Raw genomic sequence first — 18,808 nt, 5'->3', positions numbered from 1 at the left:
CTGGCTCCTCAGCCTCCGATGTGGTCGGCAGCGTACTGGTTGGCGGTATTCCGCTCCAGGGAGGAGGCGGTAATGACAGGCAGCACCGACCAGGGGAAGTTGATCCACTTGTCGGTCACCCGCCAGCAGTAGTCGGGCTCGACGAGGCTGTGCGGCTTGCGGTAGATCACCGCGCTGCGTGCATCCACGGCCATGGTCTCACCGCCCAGGTCCAGGCCCTGGTGCTGCAGCAGCTCCATCACCATCTTCAGGGTCTTGCCGGAGTCGGCGACGTCGTCAACCACCAGCACCTTCTTGCCGGGCAGGTCGGAGGCGTCCATGAGCGGCGGGAGGACCACCGGCTCGGCCAGGGTCTGGCCGACCCCGGTGTAGAACTCGACGTTGACTGTGCCCATCGCCTTGACGCCGATCGCGTAGCCGATGGCGCCGGCGGGGATCAGGCCGCCGCGGGCGATGGCAATGATCAGGTCCGGCACCCAGCCGGAGGCCACGATCTGTGCGGACAGCTCGCGTTCGGCGCGGCCGAACAGCTCCCAGGTCAGTTCCTCGCGGTCGGGGGCGGTGGTGGCGCCGTCGTCGAAGGTGGTCGGGGGCTTAGTCGCGTCGGTCACTTAGCGAATCGTAGCGGCTCGTATCGGCCCGACCCGCGTGTGTCGCGGATTGGGCGACGTCGTTCCGCCGGGGCCGAATCGCGGGAGTCTTTCGGTTTGGGGTGCGGGTGGTTCGTCGCCGTGTATTGCGCTGGGCGGCGACCGTGAGTGTCAAAATCTATGATAAACGGGTCCGGCGACGTCGACGGCGACGCACGAAACGTTGGAATCATGCGGGCGCCGAATCGCGCCAGGAGGTGACGACGCGCGTTTGTCATCGATTTTGACACCGCACCCCTGGGAGGCCGCCGTCGTGCAGCCCGCCAGGGGCGTCTTCCGGTGACGGCTCGTCATGAACCGCGACGTGCGTCTACCCCGGGAACCGTCTGGCCTGATCCACCGCCCGAGTGCGTACATCTCCCGCCCCTCCGGGACGCGTCCCACCAGCGCGGCGACCTTCAGCAGGCGCCCGCGCCGGCTTGTCGGAAGGTGCGAGGTGCTTCCTGACTGTTTCATTGGAAGCAGCGCGCCTGGGAAGCGCAGGAGTCTTAATGCACCTTGAGGTGCGAGGTGCTTCCTGACGAAGACACGTTGTACATCGTGTCCCGGCCCCTCGTCGCGTCTTAATGCACCTGGAGGTGCGAGGTGCTTCCTGACTCCTCGTCCGTCGGCCTGTGAGGTCTGGTACGATGGTCTTAATGCACCTGGAGGTGCGAGGTGCTTCCTGACCCCTACCCCTGGAAACCGCGCCGTTCCGCCACTTCCAGGCTCGAGATCGCCACCGGCTCCGCAAGCACCCCACGGGACCGACTGGCACCAGGCCAAAACTACCACTTTTCGTTGAAAACAAGCCAAGCGCCACCGACACCCCACAGGCGCCTCCAGCCACCAACTTTCAACGAAGTCATGCGGAAAAGTCAGGGTCAAAATGTACCTATCTTTGTACTGTAGACCGAATTGTGACTTCCCCGCGGGCGCCACACCAGCCCCATACACCCCAACTGCATCACACGCAACACTCGCAACCACCGCTCTCGTCACCTCCAGGCGGCCCCGCCGCACCTACGCCACCGCCCCAGACAACCCGTGAGCACCCGCCACCCCGCCGCGCCTTTACTACGCCACTTCGCCGTTAACAACGCTAGTTAACGGCCTGCTGAATACCTCAGAGGCCTTCAGCAAACGGCTAAGTGGCGTAGCAAACGGTGAACCGGCGTAGTAAACGCACCCGAAACCTAAGGCGGCCACCGTCCCCAAGCCGACCCCAATCAGCAGCAGCCGGTGCTCACATTGCGCTCGTCGAACTCGGAGCGGGCCCGCCACCACTGGCGCGCCGTCAGCGGGGCATGGTCGGGGTGCTCGCGCCGGTGCCGCTCGACGTAGCGGTCGTACGCCGCCTCGCCGGTGAAGTCGCGCCACAATCCGCGCGCCCGGGACAGGCAGGCGCGAATCCGGCCCGCCCACCGCGCCGCAGCCAAACTCCGCGACGCGGCGGGCACCGGAGCTCCGACTACCTCGCTCACCTCTGTGGTCGCCCCGGTCAAGTCAGCGGTCCTCGTCGTTGGCTGCGGCCGCCGGGGCGCCGGCGCGTGCGCCGCCGGGAATGAGCGCCGGATCACCGACGAGCGCATACTCGTTGACAAGCTTCTTCTCCAGCGGACTGGCGATCAGGTGCTCGGGGGCGTAGAAGTTCGACTCCTGATACGGATCCTCGGAGGTGGTGGTGTCGCCCGCGCGCACGGCACGCACCATGGTGATGGCAGCGCACAGCATGACGAAGACGACGAGCGCGAGGAACACGACCGACAGCGTTCCCTGGATCATGGTGTTGCGGATAATGGCGCGCTGCACACTGATCGCCTCCGCGTCAGTGAGCGCGGGCAGCAGCGCCCGGGCGTCGCGCCACTGCTGGAAGTAGCCCACCTGCGGATCGGTGGAGAAGATCTTCTGCCACGACGCCGTGAAGGTGACGGCCGTGTCGAAGGCCAGCGGGATCGCGGGGATCCACGCGTACTTCAGCCGGCCCTTGCGCACCGTCATCACCAGGCACAGCAGTAGGGCGATCGCCGCGATGAGCTGGTTGGCGATGCCGAACAGCGGGTAGAGCGTCTGGATGCCGCCGCGCGGGTCGGTCACGCCCATGAGCAGCAGCGAGCCCCAGGCCGCCACGACGACTCCGGTGGTCACCCACGCCCCAACGTGCCAGGACGGGTCACGGAACTTCGGCCAGATGTTGCCCAGGGCGTCACCGAGCTGGAAGCGGGCCACGCGGGTGACGGCGTCGACGGCGGAAAGAATGAACAGCGCCTCGAACATGATGGCGAAGTGGTACCAGAAGCCCATCATCGTCCGGCCACCGCCGATCTGGTGGAGGATGTGCGACATGCCGACGCTCAGCGTGGGGGCGCCACCGGTGCGGGAGATGATGCTCGGCTCGCCGACGTCGGAGGCCACCTGCTCCAGCGCCTCGGCGCCCGTGTACGTCTTCGGATTGCCGTTCTCGTCCCAGGAGTCCCACACCGGAACCAGCGAGTCCCCGTGGGCGTCGGTCACCTGGAGGTTGGCGACGGCGGCCGCGGCGACCTCCTCGCGGTTGGACGCCGTGGCGACGACGTCGTCGCCGGCGAGTGCGTTCATGGTGGCGGCGGAGGTGTTCATGGAGAAGTAGATGCCCGGGCTCAGCGAGACCGCGGCTGCCAGGGCCATGATCGCGACGAAGGACTCCATGAGCATGCCGGCGTAGCCGATCATGCGGACCTGGCTCTCCTTCTGGATCATCTTCGGGCTGGTGCCGGAGGACACGGTGGCGTGCATGCCGGACAGGGCGCCGCAGGCGATGGTGATGAACAGGAAGGGGAAGAGCTGGCCTGCGAACACGGGGCCGTCGGTGTTAAGGGCGAACTCGGAGACGGCGGCCATCTCCACCAGGGGCCGCACAATGATGATGCCGGCGGCCAGGACCGCGATGGTGCCGACCTTCATGAAGGTGGACAGGTAGTCGCGCGGAGTGAGCAGCACCCACACGGGCAGGACGGCCGCGAGGAAGCCGTAGACGATCATGCACCACACCAGGGTGGTGGGCGACAGGTGCAGGTACTGGCCGAAGGAGGACTCCGCGACCCAGCGTCCGGCGATGATGACGCCGATGAGCACGGCGAAGCCGACGAGCGAGACCTGGGTGATGCGGCCGGGCTGGACGAAGCGCAGCCACAGGCCCATGCAGATGGCGATCGGAATGGTGCAGCCGACGGAGAAGACGCCCCAGGGGGACTCGGCGAGCGCATTGACGCACACCATCGCCAGCACCGCCAGCACAATCATCAGCATGACCAGGACGACCACCGTGGCCACGGTGCCGCCGACGCGGCCGATCTCGTCGGTCGCCATCTGCCCCAGGGAGCGGCCACCGCGGCGCATGGAGAAGAACAGCACCAGCATGTCCTGCACCGCGCCGGCGACGATCACGCCGAGGATGATCCACAGCGTGCCCGGCAGGTAGCCCATCTGGGCGGCCAGGACGGGGCCGACCAGCGGGCCGGCGCCGGCGATGGCGGCGAAGTGGTGCCCGTACAGGACGACGCGGTGGGTGGGGTCGAAGTCGCGGCCGTTGTTAATGCGTTCGGCCGGAGTCGCGTTGGTGTCATCGGGCCGCATGATGGTGCGCTGGATGTACAGGGCGTAGAAGCGGTAGCCGATGGCGTAGGTGCAGATCGCGGTGACCACGAACCAGATCGTGTTGACGCTCTCGCCGCGCGCCACGGCGAGCATCCACCACCCCAGCACGCCCAGGGCGGTGATTGCGACCCACAGGGCGATCTTCTTCGGGGTCCATTTGGTGTGCGGCTTGATACCCACGGGGACGCCCTGGTGGTTGCGGATAACCAGGTGCTCTTCCTCGGGGCTGTAAGTGGGGAGAGCAGGGGCTACTGAGGTTTCCATACGGGTGGCTCATCATTGAGGAGGGACAGGTGCGCAGCGGGCCAGGGAGGGTCCGTACCCGGGAAGCCTAGTTCCCGTGCGGGCGGGGCGGCAATAGCCGTCCGAGGCGGCGTTGAGTGCCGCTACGGAATCCCAGTCGTGACCACGGCCGTGCAAGGGCTGACCGCCCAGCAGCGCGGCTGGCGCCGCCCCGCTGCCCCGCTGCGGCGGTGCGTTCGCCGACTAGCCTGGGGGCGTGCCAGACTTCCTCGCCGCCGTCGTCGACGTGCTCGCCTCCGCGCCGATCCTGACCGTCTTCCTGGTGATCGGTGTGGGTACGGCCGTCGGACAGATCCCCTTCGGGCCGATCCGCTTCGGAGCCGCCGGGGCGCTGTTCGTCGGCCTGGCCGTCGGTGCCCTGGACCCGAGCCTGGGGGAGAACCTCACCCTGCTGCGCAGCCTCGGCCTGGGGCTGTTCTGCTACACCGTCGGCATCGGCGCCGGCAGTACGTTCTTCCGCAATCTGCGCCGGCAGCTGCCGCTTATGGCACTGTGCGTGGTGGCGCTCGTGCTCGCCGGAGGAGCCGGGGCGGTGTACGCCCACCTGACCGGCATCAGCCCGGCCATGGACGCCGGCGCCTACGCGGGCGCCCTGACCAGTCCCGTCCTGGACTCCGCGATCGAGGCCGCCGGCAGCCAGGAGCCCGCCGTCGGCTACGCCCTGGCCTACCCGGTGGGCGTGGCCGTCGCCATCCTCATCGTCGCCCTGGTCATTGGCCGCGACTGGCCGGGGCGCCGCGACCCCCGGCCGGCCTCCGCCGATGGACTGGCCGCCACCAGCGTGTTCCTGCTGCGCCGCGTTGCGCTGAGCGATCTGGAGGCCTTCCAGCGCAACCGCATCCGCATCTCCTACCTGGAGCGCGATGGCGCCACGCGGGTGGTCTCCCCCGACGAGGAGCTGCTGCCGGGCGACAAGGTGGTGATCGTCGGCGCCCCGGCGGCCCTCGAGGACGCCATTCATGAGCTCGGCACCGGGTATGACCGCTGCCTGGCCAAGGACCGCACGGTCGTCGACTACCGGCGCCTGACCGTCTCCTCCACCCGCGTGGCCGGGCGCACGATCGGCGAGCTGGACATGCACGGACGCTTCCGGGGCGTCATCACGCGGGTGCGGCGAGGCGACCTGGACCTGCTCGCAAATGACGACCTGGTGCTCGAGCTCGGGGACCGGGTGCTGGCCGTGGTTCCTTCCGGAGACCTGGAGCGGGCCGCCGACTACTTCGGCGACTCGGAGAAGTCCATCGCCCAGATCGATGCCTTCTCCGTAGGGGTCGGCATGGCACTGGGCGCATTGGCCGGGCTCGCTGCGATCCCGCTGCCCGGCGGCATAACGCTGCGGCTGGGGGTGGCGGCGGGGCCGCTCGTGGTCGGTATGGTGCTGGGGCGGCTGGGTCGCACCGGCCCCTTCATCTGGCAGCTGCCGCACGCCGCCAACGCCACCATCCGCCAGCTTGGGCTGCTGTTCTTCCTGGCCGCCATTGGGCTGGCCTCCGGGCCGGACTTCGCCGCCTCCGCATTTTCTGTGACGGGGCTGGCAGTGGGAGGGCTGGCCGCGCTCATCGTGGTGGTCAGCGCGGTGGTGCTGCTGGCCGGTGCCCGCCGGGTGGGGCTGAGCGCGCCGCGCGCCGCCGGCGCCCTGGCGGGGCTAGTGGGCCAGCCCGCAATCCTCGCCTTCGCCCTGTCCAAGCGGGATGACGAACGGGTGGAGGCAGGCTATGCGACCCTGTTCGCGCTGGCGATCATCGTCAAGATCGTCATGGTGCAGGTGCTGGTGGCGGTGTAGCGCTGGGCGGGAGCGGGAGCCGGGAAGCACGTGGAACTTCCCGCATAAACGGACGTGGTGGCTTCCGTACAACTGTCGGCTCGTGCCGCGGGCGTCTGGCTCCCCGGGCGCGGCTCGCGCCGCTCAGCCCAGCGCCGCCAGCACCACGGCGGCCGAGCGGGCAGCCGCCTCGTCGGCGCCGATGTGGAAGTCCTGGCCGGCCTGCGGGCCGCACAGGTCCGAGACCCCGCGGATCGAGGCGAAGGGGATGGCCGCGGCGTGTGCCACCTGTGCCAGGGCCGTCGATTCCATGTCGGTGCTGATCGCCTGCGGGAAGCGCTCGCGGGTGGTGCCCACGTTAGCGGCGGTGACAAAGGAGCCGCCGGCCAGCATCTGGCCCACGTGGATATGGGCGGCGCCCGCGCTGGGCGTCGCGGCGCGCAGGGCAGTTGCGGCCGCTCCGGTGCGTGCCACCAGACCCGGATCACCGGTGAAGGTGGCGGGTTGCCCCGGGGTCTGGCCCGGTGCATAGCCGAAGGCGGTGGCGTCAACGTCGGTGTAGGCCAGGTTGGCGGACACGCACACGTCACCGACCTCAACCTCTCGGCCCAGGCCGCCGGTGGTACCCGCGGAGATGATGAGTCCCGTGTTCACCTGCGTCAGCACCGTCGCCAGTGCGCTCGCGGACGCCACCAGCCCGATGCCCGAGCGCACCAGGAGCAGTTCCCGGCCCCCGCCCAGGTCCAGCGGCCAGGCCTCGGCACCGCCCGGAAGATGCGGGGCGGTCGCGTCTACTAGCCGCGGCAGACGATCCAGGAAGGGGTGTGCCTCCTCCGGCATCGCCACCACGACCACGGCGGCCACCCGGCGGCGGTCCGCCTGCGGCACATGACTTGGAATCGCGCTCATACCCCGAGCTTAAACGGCCAGAGTGTCCATCTCTCGCCACTTTCACGGATGCGGGGAGTTTCGTAGATGTCGTATACCGCCTCTGACCTGGGCAAACAGTGGTGCCGCTCTTGCGGCAGAGGCCGCGCCAGCGGCAAAGTGGCGAGAGATGGACACTTTCTACGGTCTGCTGGCACAGTCGGGCCACCAGCCCAGGCGCTGTGCTACGGGCCGCACCAGTTCGACAGTCTGATGGGCGAGTACCTGGCGGGCGGTCAGTCGTAGTGGTGTGTAGCCGTGCGCGATGAGCCACTGGTCGCGATGGCGGTCATGCTCCCAGTCCGCCCGCTGGCTGTGGAACTCGTGTCCGTCGGTTTCAATGTCTAACCGCCCCAGCAGCAGGTCCAGCTCCCCGATGGGCAGCTCAGCGCCGGCCTCGGGTGTGGCGCCGGCTTCCTCAAGTTCGTAGCGCGCAATGGTCTCCAGCGGCGAGCGTGCCTTGGGATTGGCCCGGTTCAGCAGCTGTCGAAGTTGGCCATTACGGTTGCCACGCAGCCTGGCGTGCATCTGCTCCCTGGCAATCATGCCCCCACGTAATGCCGCATCTAGTGCGATGAGTGCATCCAGTGGCTCCACGCACCGCATGAAGGCAATGAGCATGGTTTCCACGTCGGCGTACGGCGATGCCGCCGGGTCTACTTGCAGACCGGGGACGTGATGGCAGACAGTGCGTAGGGGAATGGAGGGCGGTGTTCCCGAAACGAGGACATGGACTCGGGGCCCAGGCCGGTTCCGGACTGGAAGTCCACAGGCTTCGACGGCATGAAAGCAGCCGATGAGCCCACCCACCTGACGCGCGACAATGATCTCCCGCTTCACTCCGGGAAGGGCGATCACGCGCCCCGGGTGCTCCCTGACCAGACCTTCATCCACCATGCGGGCGATAGCCCTGCGATCTGAACGATCAGCAGCGAGGTGGCGCGTTTTGGCAGCGCCATGGGCCTTAGCCAGCCTATGCAGGATCTGTTCCCGCCTGTCCGCGTACCTCATGGAGTGAGCATCGGTCGGCGGGTGACAGTCGGCAATGACTAATCCGCGACCTGTGGATAACTGACGGTCACGCACGGGATATCCACAGGAGCTCGCGGTTCCGGCAGCTGCCTGCGCCCTTGGGTGGCAGGCGTATCCGACTGCGAGCGAGAACCCTATGCCCCGGTGGGTGCACCGGACAAAAATGTCCATCTCTCGCCACTTTCACGGATGCGGGGAGGTTCGCACATGTCGTGTACCGCCTCTTACCAGGGCAAACAGCGCTGCCGCGCCCAGGGTGGAGGCCGCGCCGGCGGGCAAAGTGGCGAGAGACGGACACTTCAGCACCGCCGAGCCGGGCGTGGCCACGGGGTGAGTGGCGTCCGGTGGTGCGTGCTGGAGTAGGCGGCGCGCGGCACTCACTGCGCGAACACGGTCTCCCACTGATCGCGCTTGGCCAGGAAGCCGCGGACCGCCTCCTGGGCCGCCTCCAGGGAGTGGTTGGCGCCCCATCCACACTGCACCTCATTAGCTGCCGGAACCTCGGTTGCGGCCAGGATGTCCTGGAAGGTCGCCTCCAGCAGCGGCAGGAAGTCCTCCGGCTCCAGGCCCAGGGTCAACGCGTAGAAGCCGGTCTGGCAGCCCATGGGCCCCCAGTCGATCAACCGGTCGGTGTGGTTGCGCATGAGCTCGGCCGTCAGGTGCTCGATCGAGTGCACGGCCCGCATCTCCAGGTGCTCGCGGTTGGGTTGGCAGAAGCGCACGTCGTACTTGACCAGCTCGTCCCCGCCCGGTAGGCGCTTGCGGTCCGCAATGCGCACGAAGGGCGCCGCCACTTTGGTGTGGTCGAGGTTGAAGGACTCCACGTTCATACGGTGCTTGTCCATGCCTTCAGACTAGCCGCATCTTCGGGGAACAATTGGGCCATGAGCCTACCCCTCGCCCGCATCGTCGCCGGTCCTGCCAACGCTCCCACCCTTGTGCTACTCCATGGAATCACCGGATCCGCCGTCTCACAAGCAGAAGCCATCGACCACTGGGTTGGCCGTGGCTACCGGGTCGTTGCGGCGGACGCCCGCGGGCACGGCCTGTCCCCGCGCTGGACAACAGCCGAGTTGGATCGGGCGGGAGAAGTGCTGGTGGAGGACGTCATCAGCCTGCTGGAGGAGCTCATTCCCGCAGTGCCTGGAATACCCGCGTTACCGGCGGTCGGCGACGCAACTCGTGAGTTCTGCGGCGCATCGCGCGTCAGTCCCTCTGTCGCGGCCAAGGCGGTGAACCCGGTGGCGGGAGAGTCGGGAGAATCTGAAACGACGCCTGCCGCGCCAGGCTCCCGCCCGGTCCTCATCGGCCACTCCATGGGGGCGGCCACCGCGATGGTGGTGGCCGTGCGCCGCCCGGACCTGGTAAGCGGCGCAGTACTACTGGACCCGGCCCGTTACGGCTCACGCAGCCCACAGGAGCTGCGTGAGCGTGGCGCTGCCCGCAAGCGCGCCCGCGCTGCCGACCTCGCTGATCTGCCCGGCGCCGTTGCGCGTGCCCTGGCTAATCCGGAGATTCCAGATGGCGAGGCCGTGGCCGGTGTGTGGGCCGGCCAGCGGGTTGATCCATCCCTCCTGGACACCGGAGTAGTTGCGCCACCGGTGCCGTGGGAGGAGGCGATGGCCGATTTGGCGGTGCCTACGCTCCTGGTCACCGGCGACCGCCCCGGATCGGCGCGCGTGGGCCCCGTCGGCTTGGACCGGCTCGCTCGCATCGCCAACCCGAGGATTGAGACCGCGCTGCTTGCGGGCGCGGGACATGACGTGCGGCGCACCCGGCCCGCGGAGTTCTGGGCGGCTGTGGATTCCTGGCTGGACCGGTTGTTCGGTGCGGGGGGAGCAATAGTGCTTAACGCCTGAAGAGTCGACTCCGCGGGTGGGCGTGTGCAGCCCCGCGTGATCGCCCAGGGCCGCCTACACCAGCGTCGACTCCGCGGGTGGGCGTGCGCAGCGGTGTCTGGGACTCGATAAAAATCGCTGACTATCGCCTAGGATCTCCTTTACCCCGCAAAGATGTCGGGACACTCCGGACACCGGGTGCCACGAGGAGGATCCATGCCCGCGCGCACACGTCCAGCCGCCAATCGACCACGTCCTCGTGTTCCCGACCGCCTTGAGCCGCTGACACCCAAGCAGGTCATCGGCCTACTGCTTGCCGTCGCGGTCTTCGCGGCACCGCTGCTGGTAGACATCCCGGACCTGGACCCGATGGGTGAGCGGATGCTGTCGATCTTCCTGCTCGCCATCGTGCTGTGGGTTACTGAGGCGATCCCCCTGGTAGCCACCGCCGTGCTGGTCATCGGACTGGAAGTACTGCTCATCTCCGATCAGGCGGTCCTGCCGGTTCCCGAGGATGCCACCGCCTACTCGAGCTTCTTCGCGGCCCTGGCCAACCCGGTCATCGTCCTGTTCCTGGGGGGCTTCTTGATCGCTGACGGGTCGGAGAAGTTCCACCTGGACAAGAACCTCGCCGCCGTACTGATCAAGCCATTCACCGGCTCCGCCCGCCGCACCGTGCTCGGGCTGATGGTGATTACCGCCGTGCTGAGCATGTTCATGTCGAATACGGCCACCACCGCCACCATGTTCGCTGTGGTCATCCCCGTGCTCGGTGCCCTGCCGGAGGGGCGGCCCCGTACCGGTCTGGCGCTGTCGATACCGGTGGCGGCGAACGTCGGTGGTATGGGCACACCCGTGGGCACACCCCCTAACGCCATCGCCCTGGGCGCCTTGGCGGAGGCCGGCCACGCCGTCAGCTTCCTGGACTGGATGCTCATGGCCATTCCGCTGATGCTCGTTATCCTGCTGGCCGCTTGGCTGCTGATCTGCGCGGTGTTCCTGCCCGGCGGAATGGCCATACAACTGGACATGCGAGCCGAGTGGTACACCGACCGCCGCGCTGTCATGTTCTATGTAATCGCCGGTGCCACCATCCTGCTGTGGATGACCGAGTCGCTGCACGGGCTGAGCGCGAACGTGGTCGGCTTCCTGGCGATCGTGGCGATGCTCGTCACCCGGGTAATGACCGGCAAGGACCTGGCTGGACTGTCCTGGGACGTGCTGTGGCTGGTTTCGGGCGGCATCGCACTGGGTGACGGCGTGGGCGCCACCGGTCTGGACAAGTGGATCCTGAACCTGTTCAACTGGACTGCGATGCCGTCCCTGGCCGTGTTGGTGCTGATGGGGGCGCTCGGCCTGGCCCTGTCCAATGTCATCTCCAACTCCGCCGCCTGTAACCTGCTGGTGCCGCTGGCTATGGGCCTGGCCACGGGGATCGATGGACTGGAGCCGGTCACTATAGCCGTGGTGCTGGCGCTGGCCTGCTCGCTGGGCATGAGCCTGCCGATCTCCACCCCGCCCAACGCGATTGCCTACGCCACCGGGGAGATCGCCACGGGTGACATGGCCCGGGTCGGCATCATCATTGGCGTGATCGGCACCATGATCCTGGTTACGCTCATGCCCCTGGCCTGGTCGGCGATGGGAATGCTATGACTCAAGAACCCGGTGCCGTAGGTCCCTCGTCCGCCGCTGCCGAAGACTACGACCGGTTGGTGGTTGCTGTCGTGTCACCAAGCTCGCTGGGCACCCAGGCGGCCCACGAGGTCACCCCGGCGGTGCACGCCCTGGCCGACGTCGTGCGTGTACGTACTCTGGCGGAACTACTCCGGTGGGCGGGCACAGAACGCCCAGGTCCTGTTCAAGAGCCGCCGCCTTCCGCGGGCGACGGCGCCGCCCCGGAGGTTGCCGGCCGCACGGCCCCGGCTACGGTGGCGCTGATCGTCGCCACCGACGAGGTCGGCAGCCTCGACGACGTCGCCGCCGCGGTGGCGCATTACCCCGCCCTGGAATCGGCTCGCATGGTACTGCTGACCGAGCGCGCCGAGCTACACAACCTCGGCCGTGCCATAGATGAGGACCTGGTGCGCGAGGTGATTGCGGTGCCCTGGACGCCCGGAGCTATTGGGGAGCGTGCCCGGGCGCAGATCCGCCGCTGGATGCGCGACCACCTGCCCGATGATGATCCTCGGAGGCGTGACGGAAACGGGGGGCACTCGCCGCTGCTGGAGGCGCTCACGCGTCATTCCGATGCGCTTACCGCAGAGCTCATTACGGCCTGCGAACAGGTCCTCGGGCCGCGTCCGCGCCTGCGGCTGCCCGCAGGGGTGCGGCTGACTCATCAGGGGCAGATCGTGGACGGGGTGTACGTGGTGGTGAGCGGGTCGGTGGCGCTGACCCGGCACACCCGAGTAGGTGAGGTCACTCTGCACCATGCCACCACGGGCCGCATCATCGGCCTGGTGTCCCTGGCCAGTCATGGACGCGCCTTTGTCACGGCCACCACCACCACTGATGTGGAGCTGATCCTGCTGTCTATCGAGCAGCTGGACCGGGCGCTGCGGGAGAACGAGGTCACCGAGCAGCTGCTGGCCGCCCTGATCATTCGCTCGCTGACCAAGCGGCTGGCGCGTTCGGAGATCCTGCAGGTGGAGAAGATCGAACTGGCGGCGGCACTGGACGCCGAGCGCCTGCAGGTGCAGGAGGCGCTTACGGCTCTGGAGCAGGCACGCCTGGAGCTGCTGGCCCAGGAGCGCTTCGCCACCTTGGGGGAGCTGGCCGCCGGCGTAGCCCATGAGCTGAATAATCCGGTGGCTGCGCTGCAGCGCGCCAACGACCACTTGCATGAGGACTTGGCCGCAGTGCTGGCTACGCACCCTGATGGGGAGACGATCAGCCGGGTGGCCGTCGCCGCGCGCACACGGCCCGCCGCGTCTACGCGTGCAGAGCGGGCTGCCCGTAAGCGGCTGGAGGAAACCGTCGGGGATCGGGAACTGGCGCGCCGACTGGTTGCCGCCGGGGTTGACGCCGACGCGGATCCCGGTGCTGTGCGTGCGCTGGCTGCGGACCCTCAACGCCTGGCTACGGTGGAGGCGGCTGCGGCCATAGGCCGCGCCGAACGAAACATGCAGCTGGCAACTAAACGTATTAGCGGCCTGGTTGCGAGCCTGTCCACCTACGTGCGCCCGGACGGCGAGGACATGGTTGACGTCGACTTGCGGGAGGTGGTTGAGGACGCTCTGCGGCTTACCGCGCATCGCCTGGAGGGGGTGGAGATTCAGCGGGACTACCCCACCGAGCCGGGCGTGCTTCCGCCGGTGCCCGGTCATGTTGGCGAGCTGGTCCAGGTGTGGACAAACATCTTCGCTAACTCCGCCGATGCCCTGGCTGCCCAGGCGAAGGACGCCGTTCAGGCCGGAAGGGACCCGCAGCCAGGCCGGGTCGCGGTGCGCATCGGCCCGGTGGCCGGGGGCGTGCGCGTGCAGGTGCAGGACAATGGTCCGGGCATCGATCCGGATATTTTGCCGCGCATTTTTGAGCCCCGGTTCACCACCAAGCACGGCCAGGTGCGCTATGGGCTCGGGCTCGGCATGGGGTTGGCCAAGAGCGTGGTGGATGCGCACCGCGGCTCTATCACGGTGGACTCCCAGCCCGGCCGTACCCGTGTGACGGTGGTGCTGCCGGTTAACCCGGCGGTGGTGCGGGGGGACAGGGCCGTCGGGCCGGATGCCCCCGGGGCAGGGTTACGTAAGGTCGGGGTCGGGCATTCACATGGAGAGAAGTCGCGTGACGACTTTCAGTCACTCAAGGGGAAGCAATGAAACTGGTCATCCTGGTGGTCGAAGATGAGCCTGAGGTCCGTGACGCCGTCGTCGGGGACCTGGCGCCGTTCGCCTCGGCTGTGCGTATAGAGCCGGCCGAGGACGTTGCGGATGCCTGGGAGGCGGTTGCGGATGTCGATGACGACGGCGATCTGCTCGCGCTGGTACTTGCTGATCACCGCATGCCGGGGCGTAGCGGTGTGGACATGCTGGTAGAGATGAACACCGATGAGCGTACCGCTGCCGCGCGGAAGGTGCTGGTCACCGGGCAGGCGGACCAGGCCGATACGATTCGTGCGGTCAATGACGCGGGCCTGGACCACTACATCGCCAAGCCGTGGCAGCCCGCTGTGCTGGAGCAGGTGGTGCGTGATCAGCTGACTGACTTCGTGCTTGAGGCGGGCATCGATCCGCTGCCGCATATGCGTGCCCTTGATCGGGTGCGGGCCCTGGAGGCGGTGCGCTGAGGCGCGCAGCAACAGTTGTGTGACTCGCGGTCCCGGCCCGTCGGGTGTGCGCGGGGGTGGCCCCGTGTGAGGATGAACTTATGAGTGACGTACGCCAGGCGGTGACCGGCCGCTCGCAGGGTGAGTCAATCGCCTTCATAATTGCAGTACTCGTTGTCGGCTGTGCGGGCCTGTACTACATCGGATCACTCTTCGGTCCGGCTTTCTTCGCCCTGACGCTGGTGATCACCGTACGCCCACTGGTGTCCTGGGCGACCCGGCGGCACGTGCCCAGGCCGTTGGCGGCAGTAATCGCCATCCTGATTATCTTCGCGTTCGTCATAGGACTGTTCGCGGCCCTGGCGATTGCTATCGTGCAGCTGATTGAGACCCTGCCCAACTACTCCGCGCAGTTCACCTCGATCTGGGACAGCATGCGCTCCCTGCTGGAGCGACTGGGCGTTGACGAGTCCACTCTTATCGATCAGGTGTCGCAGTCGGTGGACCCCAGCCGGATTGTCTCCCTGGCGCAGAGCCTGCTCGGGCAGCTGTCCAACCTGGGGTCGGTGCTGAGCGTACTGGTGCTGACTGTCGTGTTCCTGATGTTCGACACGGCCCGTATTGAGGTACGTTCACGCGCCCTGAGTCGACTGCGGCCGGGCATTGCGGCGGCTCTGGGCGGATTCGCCTCATCGGTGCGCTCATACTGGCTGGTGTCTACCATCTTCGGCTTGATCGTCGCAGTGCTGGACGTGATCGCGTTGTGGTTCTTGGACGTGCCGATGGCGGTCACCTGGGGCGTGCTGTCATTCATCACTAACTACATACCGAACATCGGCTTCATCCTGGGCTTGATTCCGCCGGCTCTGATCGGTCTGGTCGACTCCGGGCCGTGGACCGCGCTGTGGGTGGTGGTCGCCTACAGTCTGCTGAACTTTGTCATCCAGTCGCTCATCCAGCCGAAGTTCACCGGTGACGCGGTGGGACTGAACACGACCACGACCTTCCTGTCCCTGCTGTTCTGGAGTCAGATCGTTGGTGCGCTCGGCACTATTCTGGCGGTGCCGCTGACCCTGTTCGTCAAGGCGCTACTGGTGGACTCCGATCCGCGCTCGCGGTGGGTGAACATCTTCCTTTCGGCCGGAGACACCGATGCCGACGAGTCTGAAGACGCCACTCGCCGGGATGCCGGCGATCGTGACTCCTCCGGCTCAACTTCCAAGGGCCGGGAGGCCGTGGTGACCAGTGAGGGTGAAACCACGGCAGGGACTGAACCGGCCTGTTAGCGGTTCCCATGGTTTTCACAGCTTCAGCGGAGCGGCTTTTCAGATGCAGCGGGTTATATGAGTTCTGCCGCCGGACGAGGCGGGCCGCGAGGGTTGGGGAACCCGATGACCGGCCCGGTTCGAGGTCGGTCCGGGTACTAGGGAGCCCGGGCCGGGCGCTCCGGCGAAGGAGGGCGCTCCCCCGGATGTGGGAACCCGGGCGCGGAGCCCCTCACTGACGAAGGCCCTCGGGCCGGGCAGGCGCCCGCCCGGGGGCCTCGCCATCTTCTGGTTATCAGAGCGAATGCGTGTGTGGTTCGGGCGTGGTGCTTTTGGCCGGCGTGTCGCGGGGGCTTGGCGTCAACCTCCCCGGTTTGGCCGGGCTCCTTCAGTTGGGCCGCGTTCTTGCGCTTGGACCGTCTGAGAGTGCCTGCCAGGCGGTCCAAACTGACGCAGGTGCCTCTCAGCGCTCGGCGTGACCGTGAATGAACGGCGTGAGTCGGCCTAGCACCCCGTCAACGTGCGGCGCCTCCAAGTGCACGTGGGAGAAGCCCGCGTGGTTGATTGTGTCGGCTGTGTCCCGGCACGGGTCGCATCCGTGATCAAGCAGGCGGGTGATCGGGCTTGCGAACCTCTGGATGCGGCGAGCAGCCGACCCGGGCGCGGCGGCTACGTGCTCGTAGAACACCAGCACGCCCCCGGGGCGCAGCACCCTGACGGTCTCGGTCAGGGCGAGCTCCGGGTCGGCCACCGAGCACAGAACGGTGGAACAGATGACCGCGTCGACGCTGGCGTCCTCCACGGGCATCCGTTCTGCGGGTGCCGTCAGCAACCGAGAGCGGGGTCTGGACTTCACTGCGGCCGCCAACCTACGCCCCGGTGCGGGTTCTAGTGCCAGCCAGTGGACTGCGGGATGCAGCATTGATGCGGCCGTTCCGTTGCCCGCGCCCATGTCGAGGATCGTGCCGCTCAGAGCGGGCAGGACCCGCTGCTGCCATTGCTCCCGTCCGAGCACGGCCGACGATGACGGTCCCACAACGCTCATGTCGCCACCCTACCGTTACTGGCAGTGCGTGCCCCGCTCAGTCCGCCAGGCTCACGGGCACGCTTATGCCCTCGACGTCGGTGAGTCATCGGTCTAGTCCTGGGTGGGGTCGGTGGGGGTTGGTGCGGGGTCTGGTTGTGGGGGTGGTTTTGTGGGGTGGTGGTTTGCGCAGCCCGGCTGAGACTGGTTGTGGGAAGGAGATGCGGCGTAAGGCGGCCTTGTCGGGGTTCCCGCCGGGGCTGGGTGCCGACGGCGAGAGCTGCGGGTTAGCCGCAGCGGGTCCGGACTGCTGCTGGACCTGGGGGGCCTGCTGTACCGGAGTAGTAGGAGATTGCGCACGCGGCTTCCCGGTCTGTGACGATGTGGGTGGTTGCCAGGGAAGACGGTCGGCGGCGATGTCGGAGGCTATTTTGGTGGGGGTCCAGGGTGGTGCTCTGGGGCTGATGGAGGCCTGCTGTGCTTGTGAGCGGGGTTCTAGCGATACCTGGCCATTGCGCAGCTGGTTGGTGAGCCTGGGGGAGTCGGTCAGTACTGCTCGTATCAGGATGCGTACGCCGGGGCGCTGCTCGGCGGGGATGGCCAGGGCTGCTTGTTCGAGTGCGGTGGCCATGGGCTTGCCCTGGGAGCCGATGGAGGAGTTGACCGGCTTGTGCCCCATCGACAGGTGTCCGCTAGCGCTCATCCCGGGTTGGGAGGGGCCGAAGGTGACCTGGTCGGATTCGTGCAGCACTGCTAGGGCATCACTGATCTCAGCCGTCTTGGCTCGCGCACCCGGCTTGGAGAACCGGTGCACACGTACCAGTTCGCGCATGACCTGGTTCATGAAGTTCTCGCGGGCTTTTCTGGTGGCCTCGGACATGGGCTCGCGGCCTTGTTCCCGGTAGGTGCGTATGCCTTCGAGTAGGCGTTCAGCACTAAGCAGCGAAAGCGCTGAGAGTTGGCGGTCTAGTTGGCGGGTGAACTCCTGGGGCTCCGCCCTGGTGCCAGGTCCGCGCCCGGTGTGGAAGAAGACCTCCACCGGTTCCCTGGAGTGCCAGGGCAGCGGGCTGGTCGGAGCCGCGGCAGTGCCCTCCCACACCAGCACATCCCGCCCACCGGCACGCCCCGGGGTAAACATATCCGCAGCCGGCAAGCCTGTGACGGTGTTGTTGGCAGGGATGGGGTTGTCGGGGTGTATGGGCATCAGGAGTCGGCCTCCGAGGTGCCGGCGTCCCCGTCTTGGTCATCGGCGCTATCGCCGCCGTTGTCGGTGGTGTTGGCGATGCCTGAGGCTATGCCGGAGACTGCGTCGGAGAAGTCCTCTACTAGTTGGTGTTCTTGGGCTTGGGCGAGGAAGGTCAGGTGGGCTGTCGCGTCCTCGATGCCCATCTGGCTGGTGCTGGCCCTGCCGGTGAAGCAGTAGGCGGGGGTCAGCCCGTAGACCTGGCCCGGGCCCAGCAGCCCCAGGTGCTCAATGGCCCAGTCCACCAGCAGCTGCCCGGTGTCATGATCCTCAAACGTGTCTTTCTGCGCCATTGTCAGCGTCAGGCAGCCCATGCGCTCGCGCATTACCGGGTCGGCCATGCCCTGGGCCTGGCCGGCGTCTGGTCGTATCCAGCCCAGGGTGGGGGTGATGGTGAGTGCGGGGCCGGAGACCTCCCCCCACAGCTCCATGTCGCCCATGGCGGTGCGCGACAGGCACCACCACTTCTGCTCGGGGAAGGGGGTGGGGGTGTTCTCTAGCCAGGCGTCCACCACTGGCTGCCATTGCAGGGGGTCGGTGAACCACCAGCGCCCGTCCCCGAAGCCGTCGAAGCCGAAGCGGCGCCACAGTTGCAGCACCGAGGCCGGCAGCACGTCCTTGAACCGCTCCAGGTGCTCCCGGCTGGCCGGGCGGCCCGCCCCCATCGGCGACCAGCCGTTGTACTCAAGCTCATCATCCATCATGGCGTCCACCCACTGCGGGGTGGCGTGCAGCCACGCCTCATGCCAGGCGGCCTTGTCCATCTCCATCACTCCGACCTTACCCGATACCGGAACGATAACGCCCCTCGCCGCCCGCGGTGTCACAGGCCCCGCGCCACCGCCGCCGCGGCCCCCAGCCAAGCCCGCTGCGTAACGGGCC

At 67.5% G+C, this 18,808-nt stretch carries 16 protein-coding genes and 1 CRISPR repeat array; of the genes, 7 read left to right on the top strand and 9 right to left on the bottom strand.

Going from position 1 to position 18,808, the window contains the following annotated elements; translation table 11 throughout:
• Nucleotides 1-8: 8 nt before the first annotated feature.
• From GZ998_RS00570 to GZ998_RS00560, 3 genes are all read right to left on the bottom strand, one after another.
• Nucleotides 9-611, bottom strand: coding sequence for a phosphoribosyltransferase (locus GZ998_RS00570; protein ID WP_219108312.1), 603 nt, complete (start codon nucleotides 609-611; stop codon nucleotides 9-11).
• A gap of 450 nt (nucleotides 612-1,061) precedes the next feature.
• Nucleotides 1,062-1,319: direct repeats of the CRISPR family, unit length 37 nt; unit sequence GTCTTAATGCACCTGGAGGTGCGAGGTGCTTCCTGAC.
• Between the two features lie 539 nt (nucleotides 1,320-1,858).
• Nucleotides 1,859-2,113 (bottom strand): YbdD/YjiX family protein, encoded by a 255-nt coding sequence (locus tag GZ998_RS12895; RefSeq protein ID WP_308807124.1) that lies wholly within the window; start codon nucleotides 2,111-2,113, stop codon nucleotides 1,859-1,861.
• A 22-nt stretch (nucleotides 2,114-2,135) separates the two neighbouring features.
• Nucleotides 2,136-4,529 carry a carbon starvation CstA family protein gene (locus tag GZ998_RS00560; protein ID WP_219108310.1) on the bottom strand — a complete coding sequence of 798 codons (2,394 nt, stop codon included), beginning with the start codon at nucleotides 4,527-4,529 and terminating at the stop codon, nucleotides 2,136-2,138.
• A 235-nt stretch (nucleotides 4,530-4,764) separates the two neighbouring features.
• Between GZ998_RS00560 and GZ998_RS00555 the strand changes: the two genes are divergently transcribed.
• Complete coding sequence (locus tag GZ998_RS00555; RefSeq protein WP_162679172.1) at nucleotides 4,765-6,351, top strand: TrkA C-terminal domain-containing protein; 1,587 nt, start codon at nucleotides 4,765-4,767, stop codon at nucleotides 6,349-6,351.
• A 123-nt stretch (nucleotides 6,352-6,474) separates the two neighbouring features.
• Here the strand turns inward: GZ998_RS00555 and mtnN are convergent, their stop codons facing one another.
• Entirely contained in the window at nucleotides 6,475-7,239 is a 765-nt protein-coding gene (gene mtnN, locus GZ998_RS00550; RefSeq protein ID WP_238994289.1) for a 5'-methylthioadenosine/S-adenosylhomocysteine nucleosidase, read from the bottom strand.
• Between the two features lie 159 nt (nucleotides 7,240-7,398).
• Complete coding sequence (locus tag GZ998_RS00545) at nucleotides 7,399-7,887, bottom strand: endonuclease domain-containing protein (RefSeq protein ID WP_219108308.1); 489 nt, start codon at nucleotides 7,885-7,887, stop codon at nucleotides 7,399-7,401.
• Between the two features lie 153 nt (nucleotides 7,888-8,040).
• Between GZ998_RS00545 and GZ998_RS00540 the strand changes: the two genes are divergently transcribed.
• Entirely contained in the window at nucleotides 8,041-8,178 is a 138-nt protein-coding gene (locus tag GZ998_RS00540; protein WP_161923220.1) for a hypothetical protein, read from the top strand.
• Nucleotides 8,179-8,666: 488 nt separating this feature from the next.
• On the opposite strand, the gene GZ998_RS00535 is transcribed toward GZ998_RS00540, so the two are convergent.
• Entirely contained in the window at nucleotides 8,667-9,134 is a 468-nt protein-coding gene (locus GZ998_RS00535) for an S-ribosylhomocysteine lyase (RefSeq protein WP_162679174.1), read from the bottom strand.
• A 39-nt stretch (nucleotides 9,135-9,173) separates the two neighbouring features.
• On the opposite strand from GZ998_RS00535, the gene GZ998_RS00530 reads away from it, so the two are divergent.
• The 5 genes from GZ998_RS00530 (at nucleotide 9,174) to GZ998_RS00510 (ending at nucleotide 15,680) form a co-directional block, all read left to right on the top strand.
• The gene (locus tag GZ998_RS00530; RefSeq protein WP_162679175.1) at nucleotides 9,174-10,148 is read left to right on the top strand and encodes an alpha/beta fold hydrolase; all 975 of its coding nucleotides are present in this window, start codon (nucleotides 9,174-9,176) and stop codon (nucleotides 10,146-10,148) included.
• A gap of 195 nt (nucleotides 10,149-10,343) precedes the next feature.
• Nucleotides 10,344-11,783 carry a DASS family sodium-coupled anion symporter gene (locus tag GZ998_RS00525; RefSeq protein WP_162679176.1) on the top strand — a complete coding sequence of 480 codons (1,440 nt, stop codon included), beginning with the start codon at nucleotides 10,344-10,346 and terminating at the stop codon, nucleotides 11,781-11,783.
• A complete protein-coding gene (locus tag GZ998_RS13275; protein WP_162679177.1) occupies nucleotides 11,780-13,948 on the top strand; it encodes an ATP-binding protein in 2,169 nt (722 codons plus the stop codon). Before GZ998_RS00525 ends, GZ998_RS13275 begins: the two co-directional genes overlap by 4 nt.
• Complete coding sequence (locus GZ998_RS00515; protein WP_161923225.1) at nucleotides 13,945-14,415, top strand: response regulator; 471 nt, start codon at nucleotides 13,945-13,947, stop codon at nucleotides 14,413-14,415. Before GZ998_RS13275 ends, GZ998_RS00515 begins: the two co-directional genes overlap by 4 nt.
• A gap of 80 nt (nucleotides 14,416-14,495) precedes the next feature.
• Nucleotides 14,496-15,680 carry an AI-2E family transporter gene (locus GZ998_RS00510; RefSeq protein ID WP_161923226.1) on the top strand — a complete coding sequence of 395 codons (1,185 nt, stop codon included), beginning with the start codon at nucleotides 14,496-14,498 and terminating at the stop codon, nucleotides 15,678-15,680.
• A gap of 442 nt (nucleotides 15,681-16,122) precedes the next feature.
• Here the strand turns inward: GZ998_RS00510 and GZ998_RS00505 are convergent, their stop codons facing one another.
• The 3 genes from GZ998_RS00505 to GZ998_RS00495 form a co-directional block, all read right to left on the bottom strand.
• The gene (locus tag GZ998_RS00505; RefSeq protein ID WP_161923227.1) at nucleotides 16,123-16,704 is read right to left on the bottom strand and encodes a class I SAM-dependent methyltransferase; all 582 of its coding nucleotides are present in this window, start codon (nucleotides 16,702-16,704) and stop codon (nucleotides 16,123-16,125) included.
• Nucleotides 16,705-16,789: 85 nt separating this feature from the next.
• Nucleotides 16,790-17,887, bottom strand: coding sequence for a polymorphic toxin type 15 domain-containing protein (locus GZ998_RS00500; protein ID WP_219108306.1), 1,098 nt, complete (start codon nucleotides 17,885-17,887; stop codon nucleotides 16,790-16,792).
• Nucleotides 17,887-18,696 carry a GAD-like domain-containing protein gene (locus GZ998_RS00495; protein ID WP_219108304.1) on the bottom strand — a complete coding sequence of 270 codons (810 nt, stop codon included), beginning with the start codon at nucleotides 18,694-18,696 and terminating at the stop codon, nucleotides 17,887-17,889. Before GZ998_RS00495 ends, GZ998_RS00500 begins: the two co-directional genes overlap by 1 nt.
• Nucleotides 18,697-18,808 lie beyond the last annotated feature (112 nt).

This window comes from Actinomyces sp. 594 (assembly GCF_019325145.1).
In the GTDB taxonomy this organism is placed as follows: Bacteria; Actinomycetota; Actinomycetes; order Actinomycetales; family Actinomycetaceae; genus Actinomyces.
This window is presented reverse-complemented; position numbering and strand designations above follow the sequence as displayed.

Bases quoted from the DNA above. Each gene is read 5' to 3' on its own strand.
- GZ998_RS00515 (WP_161923225.1), top strand. From the start codon at position 13,945: ATGAAACTGGTCATCCTGGTGGTCGAAGATGAGCCTGAGGTCCGTGAC.
- mtnN (WP_238994289.1), bottom strand. From the start codon at position 7,239: ATGAGCGCGATTCCAAGTCATGTGCCGCAGGCGGACCGCCGCCGGGTG.
- GZ998_RS00500 (WP_219108306.1), bottom strand. From the start codon at position 17,887: ATGCCCATACACCCCGACAACCCCATCCCTGCCAACAACACCGTCACA.
- GZ998_RS00495 (WP_219108304.1), bottom strand. From the start codon at position 18,696: ATGGAGATGGACAAGGCCGCCTGGCATGAGGCGTGGCTGCACGCCACC.
- GZ998_RS00530 (WP_162679175.1), top strand. From the start codon at position 9,174: ATGAGCCTACCCCTCGCCCGCATCGTCGCCGGTCCTGCCAACGCTCCC.
- GZ998_RS00560 (WP_219108310.1), bottom strand. From the start codon at position 4,529: ATGGAAACCTCAGTAGCCCCTGCTCTCCCCACTTACAGCCCCGAGGAA.
- GZ998_RS00525 (WP_162679176.1), top strand. From the start codon at position 10,344: ATGCCCGCGCGCACACGTCCAGCCGCCAATCGACCACGTCCTCGTGTT.
- GZ998_RS00510 (WP_161923226.1), top strand. From the start codon at position 14,496: ATGAGTGACGTACGCCAGGCGGTGACCGGCCGCTCGCAGGGTGAGTCA.
- GZ998_RS00535 (WP_162679174.1), bottom strand. From the start codon at position 9,134: ATGGACAAGCACCGTATGAACGTGGAGTCCTTCAACCTCGACCACACC.
- GZ998_RS13275 (WP_162679177.1), top strand. From the start codon at position 11,780: ATGACTCAAGAACCCGGTGCCGTAGGTCCCTCGTCCGCCGCTGCCGAA.
- GZ998_RS00505 (WP_161923227.1), bottom strand. From the start codon at position 16,704: ATGAGCGTTGTGGGACCGTCATCGTCGGCCGTGCTCGGACGGGAGCAA.
- GZ998_RS00540 (WP_161923220.1), top strand. From the start codon at position 8,041: ATGAAAGCAGCCGATGAGCCCACCCACCTGACGCGCGACAATGATCTC.